This is a genomic window from Azospirillum sp. INR13, from assembly GCF_015390205.1.
GTDB lineage: Bacteria > Pseudomonadota > Alphaproteobacteria > Azospirillales > Azospirillaceae > Azospirillum.
In genome coordinates this window covers 21,966-36,537 of the sequence record NZ_VUOI01000021.1, presented here as the reverse complement: position 1 = coordinate 36,537, position 14,572 = coordinate 21,966, and the positions used below count along the sequence as shown (strand labels likewise).

Sequence of the window (14,572 nt, the reverse complement as noted above, 5' to 3'; positions counted from 1 at the left end):
CTCGATAGAGGCGACAATGACGAACACCACCTATCCTGACCTTCGCCTGTGGATCGGTGGGCGCTGGATCGAAACCGGGGACCGGACCTGTGAACCGGTCATCAATCCGGCGACCGGCGCGACGCTTGGCCTGCTGCCCCATGCGACCATCGGCGACGTGGATGCAGCGGTCGCTGCCGCGGGCGAGGGCTTTCGGGGCTGGCGGCGGACCAGCGCGGTCGAGCGATCGGCACTGCTGCGCCGCACGGCCGACCTGATGCGGGCGGAAGCGGGCGGCCTCGCCACTCTGATTGCGCTTGAGCTGGGTAAGCCGGTCGGCGAGGCCGCGCGCGAGGTTGAGACGGCGGCCGCCATGTTCGATTGGGCGGCCGAGGAATGCCGCCGGTCCTATGGCCGTATCATTCCGCCCCGCACGCCAGGCCACCGGCTGATGGTAATGCGAGAGCCTGTCGGGCCGGTGGCAGCCTTCAGCGGCTGGAACGCCCCGGCGATAACGCCGGCCCGCAAGATCGCGGGCGCACTCGGGGCGGGCTGCTCCATTGTCATCAAGCCGTCGGAAGGGACGCCGGCAGCCGCCCTCTTCATCGCCCGCGCGCTGGCCGAAGCCGGTCTGCCGGCCGGCGTCGCCAACATGCTGTTCGGCAATCCTGGTGCGGTTGCGGACCGGCTGCTGGAGGCCGAGGCGGTCCGCATGGTGTCCTTCACCGGCTCGATCCCGGTCGGCAAGCATCTGGCCGTCCTGGCGACGCGGACAATGAAGCGCGGCGTGTTCGAGCTGGGCGGCCACGCTCCGGTGCTGGTCTTTCCCGATGTGGATGTCGAAGGGGTGGCCCGCAGCGCCGCAGCCGCCAAGTTCAGGAGTTCCGGGCAGGTTTGCACGTCGCCGACACGCTTCTATGTGCATGAATCGATCCATGACCGCTTTGCCGCCGCCTTCGCCGAGGCTGCGTCTGCGATCCGCGTCGGCGATCCCTTCGATCCCGCGACGCAAATGGGTCCGGTGCAGAACTCCCGCCGGCTGGCAGCGATTGACGCCCTGGTGGAGGATGCCCGGCGCCACGGCGCCACGGTCGCAGCCGGCGGTGCCCGTATCGACCGGCCCGGCTTCTTCTACCAGCCGACGGTGCTGACCGGCGTCACCGACGCCTGCCGAGCCGCCGCCGAAGAGCCGTTCGGGCCGTTGGCGCTGATTGCCTCTTTCCGCGATCCGGACGAGGCTGTCACTCTGGCGAACCGCCTGTCGCTCGGGCTGGCATCATACGTCTTCACCCGTGACCTCGCACTGGCCGACCGGCTTGCGGCGGAAATCGAGTGCGGGAACGTCGTGGTCAATCACTGGGTGGTGTCGCACCCGGAAACACCCTTCGGCGGTATCAAGGACAGCGGCATCGGGCTGGAGGGCGGAACCGAGGGATTCCAGGCATTCGAGCAAGTGAAGTTCGTCAGTCTGGCGCCCCATTGATCAGGCAGGGCGCGACTGTGCATTGTCACGTAAACCACGAAGTTGGCGAGCCCAGGCTGTCTTTGGCACTGTGGCGGATTGAGGTTTCGTCAGCTCTCGCGCCAGGACTGGCGATTTGGCGCGGAGCGGCCGGCTATCGGCGCGGTGGGCTGGGCGACGGCGAGCATGTCGCGCAGAGCAGCGACTCTCTGGATATGGATCGCCCGTTGCTGCGCCGCAGAGACGTGCTGGTTGCGCCGGGTTGAACCGCGCCAGGCTTTCCGGAGGCCAACTTGGTTGACGGGGTGGACGATTGCTGCCCACCGGCCTGAACTGGCCATAAAGTGGTCGGTGTCGAACGTCACATCAGGGGGGCTGTCCACATGAGCATTGTCTCTGTCGGTCTGGGCTTTGCCACGCAGGTCTTTCAGGTCCATGGGGTCGACGAAACCGGCCGAGAGGTTGTTCGCCGCCAGTTCCAGTGCGATGTCGTGGAGAGCTGTTCCCGGGATCTGCCCCCCTGATTGGTCAGCATGGAGGCGTGCGGCACGTTATTGGGCACAGCGGATCCTGGCGTTCGGCCATCGTGCCCGCCTGACCCCGCTACGGCGCCACGCGCTTAGATACGGTGAACGGCAACAATAGTCGAGATTGCGGAGACGTAGTCATCTGCAAGGCACACGGCGGGTAATGGTGGAGCAACTGTGATGAGCAATCTTACCGTTCTGGATGTCACCCGTGCCAGCACCACCGCCGTTGGCACTCAGGGCTATGCCGACACCGAGCTGACCATGGGGCTTTTCATTTCGGCCGATGGCACCAAGGTGGCCTTCCACAGCGTGGCGCCGAATGGATGATCGCGGGCGGAAACTGACGGCGACATCCGAGCAAGATAATGCCGCAACGGGCGCGCCGCCACCGTTCCCTTGACAACGCCCGCCCTGAAGCGACTGCCTCCCGCACATCCCCGTGACCTGGCCTTACCAATACCGGAGTAGCGAATCACAACCGTGCCGCGCCGGGAAGGATGTTTTTCAGCAGCCTCCTAGTCCGTTCAGACGATGCGATAGATCATTCTAAATAATATTCTTACAAACAGCGAAGCTGAGATAAGACGGATACCTAAATTGCCTGCGAATGGGCTGCGGCAATAACTACTGTGCGGCGCCTTTGGTTTGGATAACCTCATTGCTGAATAAGGGGAGGTGCTATGTCTATCAGTTTTGAAGATAAGTTCGCGGCAGATCTTCATGCCATTAGAATCATGCTCTCCCTGGTTACTGTCGATCACTTGCTTCAATATGACAACCCCATCGCCGCTCTCGCGGCTCTCGCAGATAGTGGACACGCATCTGCCAATGTTTATCGCATTCAAGCAGATTCACATGAAGCTGAAACTGAATATCGCGAGGCTATCCACGAGCGCATAGATGCAATTACCAGCACGGTTAATGCGGCAATAGCTAGAACAAAAGAGTAGATCGCCGCCTTTTCATTGAGAAATTTTAATTCATGGGCGGAATCAAGCTGAAGTGCGACAATACGTTTCCATTGATCTGTTCGCCTGCATTTTATCCATTGCGTTATGGGAGGAGATCTCCTGCCGGTCGTCCACAGGCTTGATCCGCCCGCTTCCATCGCGATGACGGATCAAGCCTGTGGACCCACCGGTGCGAGCGGCGAGGCAGGGGAGAGCTGCTGGCTTCTCGGCCTCTCAGGCCATTTCATCGTTGCTGGTATCTACCACCCCGTCTTCGAAGCCGCCAGAGCCGCCAGATTGGTCGCAAAGACTTCGGCTGGCGTCCTGTAGTCAAGGCAGCGGCGTAGCGTATCGTTGAGCCGCTTCGCGAGGGCGGCAAGTGATCTTGCCCCGGTTCGGTGGTTCTTGCGCACTTTGCGTGGATGGTCTGGGTTGCGGTAGCGAGCAGACCGGGTACTGCCCACATGGAAGGAACATGCAGAAGTTCTCTTTCCTTCCGGGCTGCCGCGTGCTTCAGATCGAGCGCGTCATCCGCGGCTCCCTTGTCATTCTCGCAAATAATCGCCGAGGCAGTGCTCGTTGCCCGCACTGTGGCGCCGTCAGCCGCTTGGTTCACAGCCGGTACCGGCGATCTCCTGCCGACCTCCCGGCCTTTGGGCATGAGCTCCGTGTTGCCTTGCTCGTCCGGCGGTTCTATTGCCGGCAAGCGACCTGCCCCAAACGCACGTTCGCCGAACGCTTTGCCGGCGCTGTAGCCCCTCACGCCCGACGCACCCGGCGGCTGGCCAAGGCGCTGGGCCGGGTCGGGATTGCTCTCGGGGGCGCTGCGGGGGCGCGGCTCGCCCTTGGGCTTGGAATGCCAGTCAGCAGGGACACCCTGCTACGTGTCATCCGGACATTGCCCTTGCCGGCCGTTGAACCGCCACGCGTCGTCGGCGTGGATGACTGGGCGCTGCGCAAGGGGCGGACCTATGGCACCATCCTGGTCGACCTGGAACGTCGTCGTGTTCTTGACCTGCTGGCCGATCGATCCGCCAACACCGTTGCGGGCTGGTTGCGTGACCACCCCGGCATCGCCGTAGTGGCACGGGATCGCTCCGCCGAATATGCTCGTGCCTCCCACCAACGGCGCTGGTCAGGCGACCCAGGTTGCCGACCGGTAGCACCTGCTCGCCGACACGCGCCAGATGCTTGAACGCTGGCTCTTCGCCGTCCATGGTCGGCTTCGCCGGTTGCCGCCGGTCCTCACCGACGCGACGGCCATCGCACCCCGACGCACCCGAGCCTTTCCGCGTCCGCGTGCCGAGAGAGTGGCGAGCGTCGCAAGCCACGAGCAGTGGCTGGCCGTCCATAAAGAGGTCCGGTGCCGCCATGCCGCTGGCGAGATACTGCTGGGCATTGCCCGGTCGATGGGCCTGGCGCGGGGAACGGTCCGTAAGTACGTGCAAGCACAGAGCATTCCGGAACGCGCATTGAGGGCTCCGGGACCGAGCGCGTTGGACCCCTTCATCCCGCATCTGACGGCGCGTGTGGCTGCAGGTTGCGAGAATGGAATGGAACTGTGGCGCGAGGCTCGTGCGCTGGGCTACCCCGGTCGGGCAAAATCGGTGTGTCTCCTCGCCGAAAGGGGGGGGCTCAGAACACCGCTCTCCGCGAATTCCACTCCGCAGGATTTGACATAACCGTCTTCTGCCAGTTTGGGCGATGAACAAATTATTAGTGATACAGATAGTCCGTATGGACGATGTTGGGAAGGTGTCGAGATATCATTCTTCCTTGAGCCTCGGTTTTGCTCCTGGGAGAAGATCGAATGAAAACTGTTCGTTCGGCGCTGTTGCTGTTCATTGCGGGAATCCTCTCCATATCGACGATTCAGATGATCAACGCAAAAATTGATCAAAACTGGCGTAAGGAGATTGAGCGCACCTATATCATTTCCCAAATACCAAATAATTACCACTTCCGTATGCCATAGTATGTTAGAAGCACACAAAAATTGTTTTACTGATGCGGTGAGAGGCATGGTCTAATACTGTTGAAAATTTTATGAGTAGGAGCTATGTGCTCGCTTTTTCTGATCCGGGATATAGGGGGCGCTCCAAAAAGATTGGCCCCTCCCGGTCGGAGAGGGGCCTTCACTTTTCCCGGCACTGAAGACCGACGGTGCGTCAGGTCATGCTGCGCAGCTCCTCCGCGCGGGTGGAGCGCGAGGCGGCATAGTGGTCCTTGGCCAGCAGGGTGTAGACCGCCGGCAGGACGAACAGCGTGAACAGCGTGCCGATCAGCATGCCGGCCACGATGACGAGGCCGATGGAGAAGCGGCTGGCGGCACCGGCACCCGCCGCGGTCAGCAGCGGCAGCAGGCCCACCACCATCGCCGCGGTGGTCATCAGGATCGGGCGCAGGCGGACGCGGGCCGCGTGCTCGATCGCGGTGCGGCGGTCCACGCCCTCGTTCAACTGCATCTCGCGGGCGAACTCCACCAGCAGGATGCCGTGCTTGGAGATCAGGCCGATCAGCGTCACCAGACCCACCTGGGTGTAGATGTTCATGGTGGCGAGGCCGAAGAACAGCGGCAGCAGCGCGCCGCAGATCGACATCGGCACCGACACCAGGATCACCAGCGGGTCTCGCAGCGATTCGAACTGCGCCGCCAGCACCAGATAGATGACGACCAGCGCGAAGGCGAAGGTGACCATCAGCTGGCTGCCCTCGGTCACGAACTGCCGCGATTCCGACAGGTAGGCGTGGTTGAAGCCGGCCGGCAGGTGGATGCGCGCCTGCTCCTCCAGGAAGTCGACGACCTGCCCCATGGAGACGCCCGGCATCGGCACGGCGGAGAAGGTGGCCGAGGGGAGCTGGTTGTACTTGTTCAGCGCATTGGGCTCCACCGCCGTTTCCACCGACACCACGGTGGACAGCGGGATCTGGGCGCCGGAACCTGAGGTGACGTAATAGCCGGTCAGCGATTCCGGCGTCAGGCGGTCGGCCCGCGGCACCTGCGGGATGACCTCGTAGGAGCGGCCGTTCAGGTTGAAGCGGTTGACGTAGTTGCCGCCGACCAGCACCGACAGCGTGCTCGACACCGACTGCATGGTCAGGCCGAGGTCGGCCGCCTTGGCGCGGTCGATCTTCAGCCGGACGACCGGGCTGTCATATTGCAGGTCGCTGTCGGTGATGATGAACATGCCGCTCTTGGTGGCGGCGTCCTTGATCCGCTCGATGGCGTCGTAGATCGTCCGGTAATCGCCGGGGCTGGAGATCACCATCTGCACCGGCAGGCCGCCGGTGGAGCCGGGCAGGGCAGGGGGCGACACCAGGAACACGTTGATGCCCGTCACCTTGCTCAGCTCCGCCTGGGCCAGCGGCTGCAGTTCCTTGGCCGACCGCTCGCGCTCGTCCCACGGCTTCAGGATCATGCCGGCGAAGCCCTGGTTCAGGGTCGGCATGCCGGTCAGGACGAAGCGGGTGTCGGTCTCGGGGAAGCTGGCGAAGGTCTCGTCGATCTGCTTCCCGAAGCTGTCGATGTAATCGAGGTTGGCGTATTGCGGCGCCTTGGAGATGCCGAACAGGATGCCCTGGTCCTCTTCCGGCGCCAGTTCCGACATGGTGTTGGCGAACAGGTAGCCGACGCTGGCCAGGATGCCGACCGCGAACAGCAGCGTGGCCGCCCGGTAGTCCAGCGTGCCGTGCAGCCGACGCTCGTACCAGTCCGCCAGCTTCTCGAACCGGCGGTCGAGGAAGGCGGCGAAGCGGCCCTGGGACCCGCCCTCCTTGAGGATGACGGAGCACATCATCGGCGACAGCGTCAGCGCCACGACGCCCGACACGATCACCGCCGCGGCCAGCGTGAAGGCGAACTCGCGGAACAGCGCGCCGGTCAGGCCGCCCAGCAGGCCGATGGGCGCATAGACCGCCGCCAGCGTGATCGTCATGGAGACGACCGGCCCGACGATCTCGCGCGCGCCGATCAGCGAAGCGGCGACCGCCGATTTTCCGTGCTCGATATGCCGGTGGATGTTCTCCACCACCACGATGGCGTCGTCCACCACGAGGCCGATGGCGAGCACCATCGCCAGCAGCGTCAGCAGGTTCAGCGAGAATCCCATCGCCAGCATGAAGCTGGCGGCGCCGATGATGGACAGCGGGATGGTGACGATCGGGATCAGCACCGACCGGAACGACCCCAGGAACAGGAAGATGACGACGATGACGATGGCGACCGCCTCCAGCAGCGTCTTCACCACCTCGTCGATGGACGCCTGGATGAAGCGGGTGCTGTCGTAGACGATCTCCATCTTCATGTCCGGCGGCAGGTTGCGCCGCAGGTCCGGCTCCATCTTGCGGATGTCGGCGACGATGTTCAGCGGGTTGCCGGTGGGGGTGGCGTCGACGCCGATGAAGATCGCCTGCTGCCCGTTCATCGCCACGCTGGCGTCGAAGCTGCGGGAGCTGAGTTCGACCGTGGCGATGTCGCGCATGCGCACCAGCGCCCCGTCCTTGGCCTTCACCACCATGTCGCGGAACTGCTCGACGTCGGTCAGGCCGGTGTTGGCGGTGACGTTGGAGATGACGAAGACGCCCTTGGTCTGGCCGGGCGCCGACTGGTAGTTGTTGGCGGTGACCGCGGCCGACACGTCGGCGGGCGAGATGCCGCGCGCCGCCATCTTGACCGGGTCCAGCCACAGGCGCATGGCGAAGGTCTGGCCGCCCAGGATCTGGGCGCGCGCCACGCCGTCCACCGTGGACAGCACCGGCTGCACGACGCGGGTCAGATAGTCGGAGATCGCCGCCCCCGACAGGTCGGGGCTGGAGAAGCCCATGTAGAGGATCGAGGTCGTCTCGCCGGTCGATTTCAGGATGACCGGGTCGTTGGCCTCGCGCGGCAGCTGGTATTTGACCTGGTTGACCTTCGCCATCACGTCGGTCATCGCGACGTTGGGATCGAAGTTCAGCCGGACATAGGCGGTGACGACGCTCTGCCCCTGGGTGGAGGAGGAGGTCAGGTAGTCGAGCCCCTCGGCCGAGGACACCGCCTGTTCGATCGGCGTGGCGATGAAGCCCTGCATCAGTTCGGGTGAGGCGCCGGGATAGCTGGTGGTGACGGTGATGACCGTGTTCTGCAGCTGGGGATACTGCCGGATCGGCAGCTCCAGCATCGCGCGGGCGCCGACCAGCAGGATCAGCAGGCTGACCACGACGGACAGGATGGGCCGGCGGATGAAGATGTCGGTGAAATTGCCCATGGCGTCGGCCTCAGTTCTGCGGCAGGGACTGCGGCGGGGTCAGCGGGTTGCTCTCGGCCGGGACGACGGCGGCACCGTTGGCGAGCTTCAGCTGGCCCGACACCACGACGCGGTCGCCGGGGTTGATGCCGCTGCGGATCTCCACCCGGTTGGCCAGACGGTCGCCGGTCTTCACCGCCTTGCGTTCCACCACCAGCTGCTCCTTGCCGTCCGGGGTCTTCTGCGACGACGCCACGAACACGGAATCGCCGTAGACGGTGTAGTCCACCGCGGTTTCCGGCACGGTCAGGGTGTTGGGCTGCGGCGGCAGGACGACGCGGACGTTGGCGAACATGCCCGGCCGCAGCAGGCGCTCGCGGTTGTCCATGGTCGCCTGCACCTTGACCGCGCGGGTGTCGGCGCTGACCTGCGGCTCGATGGTGGTGATCTTCGCCCCGAAATCGCGGCCGGGCAGGGCGTCGACGTTGATCAGCACGTCCTGGCCGACCGACAGCCTGGGGAAGGCCTGCTCCGGCAGGGTGAAGTTGATGTAGAGCTGCGACAGGTCGGTCAGCGTGACGATGGTGGCTCCGGGATTGACGTAGTCGCCGACGTTCACCTGCCGGATGCCCAAGTCGCCGTCGAACGGCGCCTTGATCAGCTTCTGGCCGATCAGGGCGCTGGTGCGCTTCATGTTGGCGTTGATCTCGTCGAGCTGCGCCTGATACTGGTCGACGTTGCTCTGGGGCGTGGCCTGGCTGCGGCGCAGGTCGCGGTAGCGTTCGAGGTTCAGCTCCGCCAGCCGCGCCTGGGCGCGCTGGGCCAGCAGGTCGGCCTGCTCGGTGGCGTCGTTCAGCTGCACCAGCGGGTCGCCGGCCTTGACGCGGGCGCCCGATTCGAAGGGGATGCGGTCGACGCGTCCCGCGACCTCGGGCGCCACCGTGACCTGACGCGCCGCCTGCAGCGTGCCGATGGCGGACAGGTATTTCGGCACCGTCTGCACCGTCGCCTCCGCCAGCGCCACCGGGGTGGGCGGCGGCTTGTTGTTGGCGAAGAAGTCGGCGATGGCCTTGGCGCGGAAGCTGTTGAAGCCGTACAGCGCCGCCCCCAGCAGCCCCAGCACCACCAGCATGATGATGATGCGCACGGTCAGCCGCCCGCGGGTGACGGGCTTGCGCGGCGGGCGCGGCGGGGACGGCGGCGTGCCGTGGCCCGGCTCCGACGCCGGATGCCCGAACGACGTCTCGGTCTTTGGCGAATGATCCAGGGTCACGATCGGCTACTCCGCTCTCTCGGGTGTGGATTCGTCATTCGTCGGTCCGCCCTCCGGCGGCGGGGGTCCGCCCTCCGGCGGCGACGGGGGAGGCACGAAGACCAGATGCCCGCTGCGCTCCTGCGCGGCGATGGCCTCGTCGCGCAGACCAAGCCCGCGCAGGATGAACCATGCGGTTCGCCGCGCAAGCTCCGGACGGCCGCAGCTGTAGGGAACCACCGTTCCGCCGGACAGGCAGACGGTCGCCATCATCTCGCATAGATGCTCGGCGAGCCAGAGCCCGCTCTCGGCATCGATCGGGCCGGGCACCAGATCGCCGCCGGCGATGGCGGCATCGATGGAGGCGGTGAAGCAGGGCAGGAACCGGCTGCGGATCCCTTCATATACCTGCCGCATGAACTCGCCGTCTTCCAGCAGGCTGATGATCGACAGGCGGTGGCGAGCGCGTTCGCTGGGGTCGGCCGGCAGCTCGATCACGAAGTAGCTCACCAGCCCCTGGATCATCTGCACCAGCGTGTCGGTGCCCGGCGGCATGGAGACCAGCCGTTCATATTCCGGGTCGCCGTCGATGCAGCTGAGGAAGATCGATTCGTACAGCAGGGCCTTGGACGGGAAATGCTTGAAGATCAGTGCTTCCGACACCCCGGCGGCCTGCGCGATCTCTTTCGTGGTGGTCGCGGCGAAGCCCTTCTGTGCGAACACTGGTAGGGCAGCATCAAGGATCGCGCGCCGACGGGCATGGCTATCAAGGCGGGGAGCCATAAATGGCAATCTTCCGTTGGCTGAGTTGCGAAGTCAGGTGAGCGATCACTCACCAAAAAACGGGTTCCTACACCGCCTAACGTCGCTTGTCTATACGTGCTAAGGTTATTTTCCGATCAGCTGCGTCAGCCTTCGGACTGGGATGCCTCTTTGGCGGGAAGGATCTGCTGTTTCAGCCTTGCTGATGCCGGCCGGCGGAATGGAGGAAGCTGGTGTCGGTTCCAGCAGGTCATCCAGCAGTTGCTCAGTGGTAACCACTGCGATCGGCATCAGCCTGCGTCGAGTTCCGGCCCGGCATCAGACAAAGCGACAAGCATTATTATAGAATAACTTTCCGCATCTTCAGCGGACAAGCAAGCCGCATTCTAAAAGTATCATGAGAACGCTGAGGCTATACTTGGACTACATACTGGTTGAATTTTGTTAGATGGGTCATGATATTCATCCTAGGAAACAGGTATCGCAAAATAGTAACGATCAGAAGGAAGTTAGGCGTCGCCTCTGAGCGAAACGGCAAGCCGCTTCGCAACGTCCGTTAGCATTCCGAGAAAGCGCTCTTGAGCCGCTTCTGGGGTTACAGCGCTTCGGAGCATCATAATGTTCAATGCCGCAAGGATTCCCCCTTCGTCACGCACCGGTACAGCCATAGCCCAAAGCTGACCGGAGTATTCGCGGTCGCTATAGGAATCGTCCATGCAGGCAAAACCACGTGCCCGAACTTCTGCGAGAATAGACTCAAGACGTTGAGGGTCGTGGGCCAGAGCGTTGCGAGCGTCAGTCCGCGACTTCAGTCGCTCGATGATGCGGTCCCGTTCACCGTCGGCGCAGAATGCAAGATAGGCCCGCCCAATAGAGGTTTCCAAGATCGGTGCTCTGAAGCCAGGGCGGCGGTTGAAGAACAGAGGGCCGGACTCGCGGCTTGTCTGAACCACTATCATTGCGTCGTGATCAAACAACGCCACATCAGACGGCCAGCCGATCGTTTGACGGAACTCTGCCAAAATGGGTTCGCACAATAACCCGATGCGATGATGCAGATCGTAACCGCGGCTGAGTTGAAGCGTGCGCCCTGTCGTGATGTAGCCCGTGTTCAATGGATTGCGCGTTACGTAACCTTCATGCTCAAGCGTCTCCAGCATTCGGACAATGGTCGCTTTGTCGAGCCCTGTCTCCTTATGGAGCGCAGCGACTGAGGCGTCCCGCAACTCGTTTACCGCACGTAGAACATCCAAACCTCGGGTGAGGGCTGCTACCGGCTTAAAGGACGGCATGGAAGTCGCGTCTCCTTGTTTGGCATCCAGGTCCGAGGTCGACAGCGATGCTGGCGCTGTCAGCACTCCATTGAGGGGGCCATCAATCCGTATCCCGGTTTTTCGGTGAGGCTGAAAAGACGGTTGCCTTTTATCAGATCGCCCGGTAGCTTATCCATAATGAAATGACCATTTCACCCAATGAAATGGGCCGGGTGACTGGGACGCACAATTTCCAGGGACCGGAGGTGAAAAGGGAGGCTCCCGTTCCCGTGCCGGAACGGCGAGGCTTGGCAGCCGGAGATCGCTCACTGTGACCATCTTTGACTCATCTTCCGAAAAGGTTAGCTCCCCCGCTCCCGGCCCGGCATCTCTTGCCGGGCTGCGAGTGCTCGACTTGAGCCGCGTGTTGGCCGGCCCTTGGGCATCCCAGATCCTCGGTGACCTTGGCGCCGACGTTCTCAAGATCGAGCATCCGGAAAAGGGGGATGACACTCGCGCTTGGGGACCGCCCAATCTGCAGCTGTCGCCTGGGGACCAAAGCCACGATGCGCCCAGCGCCTATTACTTGAGCTGCAACCGCAACAAGAGGTCGCTCGCCATCGACATCGCCAAGCCGGAAGGAGCGGATCTCATCCGTCGGCTGGCACGGGTCAGCGATATCGTGTTGGAGAATTTCAAGGTCGACGGCCTGTCCCGCTACGGTCTGGATTATGAGAGCCTGAAGCGGGAAAATCCCGCCTTGATCTATTGCTCCATTACGGGGTTTGGCCAGACCGGCCCCTATGCATCGCGCGGCGGCTATGATTTCCTGATTCAAGGTATGAGTGGGTTGATGAGCGTGACGGGCCAGCCGGAGGGGACGCCTGGCAGCGAACCCCTGAAGGTCGGGGTGCCGGTATCGGATCTGTTCACGGGACTCTATGCCACGGTTTCCGTTCTGGCGGCGCTGCATCACCGCGAGCGTACCGGTGAGGGCCAGCTTATCGATTGCGCCTTGCTCGATACTCAGATCGCCGTACTTGCCAATCAAGGAATGAACTGGCTGGTGGGTGGACAGGTGCCGAAGCGGCTTGGCAATGGCCACCCCAACGTCGTTCCCTACCGCTGCTTCGCGACGGCCGACGGCCATATCATCGTCGCCGTTGGCAACGATGGACAATTCCGGGCGCTATGCCGGCTTCTCGGTCGCGAAGACCTGCTGACGGATGAACGGTTCGCCAACAACCCCGGGCGTCAGGTCAACCGTGTGGAGCTGGAGGCCGCACTGGCCGAAAGCATGGCCGGGTGGGCGTCGGCGGATCTGATCGCGGCGCTTGCCGGCGGCGGGGTGCCCGCCGGTCCGATCAACCGGATCGACCAGGTGTTCAGTGATCCCCAGGTGGTGGCTCGTGGGCTGGTCCATCAGCTGGAAACCGCCGGCGGCACCCCCGTGCCGATCGTCGGGTTTCCGGCACGCCTGTCCAGGACGCCCGCCAGCTATCGCCGCGTGCCCCCCCCGTCTCGGCGAGCAGACGGACGAGGTGTTGTCCGACCTGCTGAGCCTCGCTCCAGATGACATCGAGTCTCTACGTGCATGCGGTGCGATCGGCACTGCGGAACGCCTCTGACGATTTCCCCCTTTTGACCCCGCCGGTGCCGCCGGGTCGGCGCCCGGATTGGTGCATGGAAGATGCGAGAGCGAGAAATGATGGAACGAAGGAATTGGATTGCCGGGCGTCAGGTCGATGGTGTTCGCCTGGAGGCGAACTGCAACCCTGCGCGTCCCGCCGAGGTCGTCGGCCACTATGCCTGGGCCTCCGCCGCGCAGGCGCAAGAAGCGCTGGATGCCGCCCGAGAGGCCCTGCCTGGCTGGGCGGCCAGCAATCCGCAGACCCGTTCGGACATATTGAGGCGGGCCGGTGACGAGCTGAACGCCCGCGCCGAGGAGCTGGGCGCCCTGCTGACGCGGGAGGAAGGCAAGACCCTGCGCGAAGGCATCGGTGAGATCCGGCGCAGCGCGCATATTTTCCACTACGCGGCAGGGGAGCCGTTGCGCCAGGGGGGCGAAGCCCTCCCGGGCCTGCGCGATGGTACGACCGCGATGGTCAGCCGTGAACCCGTCGGCGTCGTCGCCCTGATCACACCCTGGAACTTCCCGATGGCGGTTCCTGCCTGGAAGACCGCCTATGCCCTCGCCTTCGGCAAACACCGTGGTGCTGAAGCCGTCGGAGGTCACGCCGGCCTGCGCTTGGGAATTGGCGGACATCCTGCACCGTGCCGGGCTGCCCGCCGGAGCCTTCAACCTGGTGAACGGGGATGGCCGGACGCTGGGCCCCGTGCTCGTCGACGGGGCGGACGCAGTCAGCTTCACCGGCTCGCCCGGTGTCGGCCGAACGATCCTGGAGCGGTCCGTCGCTCGCATGACACGCGTCCAGCTCGAACTCGGCGGCAAGAACCCGCTGGTGGTTCTCGATGATGCCGATCTCGATCTGGCCGTGGAGGTCGCCCTCCAGGGAGCCTTCTATTCGACCGGGCAGCGCTGCACGGCGACCAGCCGCATCATCGTCGATCGCCGGGTGCATGACGCCTTCGTGGAGCGGCTGGTGGCTAAAATGTCCGCCCTGCGCGTCGGCGACCCGCTTGAAGCCGCCACCGACATCGGCCCGGTCGTCAGCGAGCCGCAGCTCGCGAAAGACCTGCACTACGTCACCGTAGCGCGCGACGAAGGCGCGGAACTCGCTTTCGGCGGTGGGCGCCTCGACAGGGATGGCTATTTCCTCGAGCCGACCCTGTTCGTCGGCACCAGCAACACCATGCGGATCAACCGCGACGAGGTGTTCGGCCCGGTGGCCTGCGTCATTCCGGCCGACGGGCTGGACCATGCCATCTCGATCGCCAACGACAGCGAACATGCATTGTCGAGCGGCATCGTCACACGCGGGCTCGCCGCGGCCGAGATCTTCCGCCGCCGGTCGCGAGCCGGACTCGTGATGGTGAACGCTCCGACCGCCGGCATCGATTACCACGTTCCCTTCGGCGGTCGCGGGCCATCGGGCTATGGCGGGCGCGAGCAGGGCAGTGCGGCGGTCGAGTTCTTCACCGAGGGAAAGACCACGTACATCAATCATGGCATCACCGGGTGACGTTGGCCGGATGACA

The 14,572-nt window shown here is 63.9% G+C and carries 11 protein-coding genes and 2 pseudogenes; 7 read left to right on the top strand and 6 right to left on the bottom strand.

Annotation, left to right across the window (positions count from 1 at the left end; translation table 11 throughout):
• Positions 1-16 precede the first annotated feature (16 nt).
• Positions 17-1,462: an NAD-dependent succinate-semialdehyde dehydrogenase gene (locus F1643_RS15325; RefSeq protein WP_194914068.1), complete on the top strand. Its 1,446-nt coding sequence runs from the start codon at positions 17-19 to the stop codon at positions 1,460-1,462.
• Positions 1,463-1,551: 89 nt separating this feature from the next.
• On the opposite strand, the gene F1643_RS15320 is transcribed toward F1643_RS15325, so the two are convergent.
• Positions 1,552-1,878 carry a hypothetical protein gene (locus tag F1643_RS15320; protein ID WP_194914066.1) on the bottom strand — a complete coding sequence of 109 codons (327 nt, stop codon included), beginning with the start codon at positions 1,876-1,878 and terminating at the stop codon, positions 1,552-1,554.
• Between the two features lie 270 nt (positions 1,879-2,148).
• Here F1643_RS15320 and F1643_RS15315 point away from each other — a divergent pair, with 270 nt between their 5' ends.
• Positions 2,149-2,298, top strand: coding sequence for a hypothetical protein (locus F1643_RS15315; protein WP_194914064.1), 150 nt, complete (start codon positions 2,149-2,151; stop codon positions 2,296-2,298).
• A 353-nt stretch (positions 2,299-2,651) separates the two neighbouring features.
• Positions 2,652-2,921 carry a hypothetical protein gene (locus F1643_RS15310; RefSeq protein WP_194914063.1) on the top strand — a complete coding sequence of 90 codons (270 nt, stop codon included), beginning with the start codon at positions 2,652-2,654 and terminating at the stop codon, positions 2,919-2,921.
• Positions 2,922-3,024: 103 nt separating this feature from the next.
• On the opposite strand, the pseudogene F1643_RS24955 reads toward F1643_RS15310, so the two are convergent.
• Positions 3,025-3,343: pseudogene (locus F1643_RS24955) on the bottom strand (hypothetical protein); the annotation flags it as partial.
• A gap of 53 nt (positions 3,344-3,396) precedes the next feature.
• Here F1643_RS24955 and F1643_RS24950 point away from each other — a divergent pair.
• On the top strand, positions 3,397-4,116 hold the full coding sequence (locus F1643_RS24950) for an ISL3 family transposase (RefSeq protein ID WP_194914061.1): 720 nt from the start codon (positions 3,397-3,399) through the stop codon (positions 4,114-4,116).
• A 973-nt stretch (positions 4,117-5,089) separates the two neighbouring features.
• Here the strand turns inward: F1643_RS24950 and F1643_RS15295 are convergent.
• The 4 genes from F1643_RS15295 to F1643_RS15280 form a co-directional block, all read right to left on the bottom strand.
• Complete coding sequence (locus tag F1643_RS15295; protein ID WP_194914059.1) at positions 5,090-8,167, bottom strand: multidrug efflux RND transporter permease subunit; 3,078 nt, start codon at positions 8,165-8,167, stop codon at positions 5,090-5,092.
• A gap of 10 nt (positions 8,168-8,177) precedes the next feature.
• Complete coding sequence (locus tag F1643_RS15290) at positions 8,178-9,419, bottom strand: efflux RND transporter periplasmic adaptor subunit (RefSeq protein ID WP_370540629.1); 1,242 nt, start codon at positions 9,417-9,419, stop codon at positions 8,178-8,180.
• Positions 9,420-9,425: 6 nt separating this feature from the next.
• Positions 9,426-10,121 carry a TetR/AcrR family transcriptional regulator gene (locus tag F1643_RS15285; RefSeq protein WP_370540628.1) on the bottom strand — a complete coding sequence of 232 codons (696 nt, stop codon included), beginning with the start codon at positions 10,119-10,121 and terminating at the stop codon, positions 9,426-9,428.
• A 548-nt stretch (positions 10,122-10,669) separates the two neighbouring features.
• A complete protein-coding gene (locus F1643_RS15280; protein ID WP_194914054.1) occupies positions 10,670-11,452 on the bottom strand; it encodes an IclR family transcriptional regulator C-terminal domain-containing protein in 783 nt (260 codons plus the stop codon).
• 292 nt (positions 11,453-11,744) lie between these two features.
• Between F1643_RS15280 and F1643_RS15275 the strand changes: the two genes are divergently transcribed.
• The 3 genes and pseudogenes from F1643_RS15275 (at position 11,745) to F1643_RS15270 (ending at position 14,556) form a co-directional block, all read left to right on the top strand.
• Positions 11,745-12,989 (top strand): CaiB/BaiF CoA transferase family protein, encoded by a 1,245-nt coding sequence (locus F1643_RS15275; protein ID WP_370540627.1) that lies wholly within the window; start codon positions 11,745-11,747, stop codon positions 12,987-12,989.
• A 114-nt stretch (positions 12,990-13,103) separates the two neighbouring features.
• Positions 13,104-13,556: pseudogene (locus tag F1643_RS23435) on the top strand (aldehyde dehydrogenase family protein); the annotation flags it as partial.
• Between the two features lie 43 nt (positions 13,557-13,599).
• Positions 13,600-14,556, top strand: a complete 957-nt coding sequence (locus F1643_RS15270; RefSeq protein ID WP_255542844.1) for an aldehyde dehydrogenase family protein — start codon at positions 13,600-13,602, stop codon at positions 14,554-14,556.
• Positions 14,557-14,572: the final 16 nt, after the last annotated feature.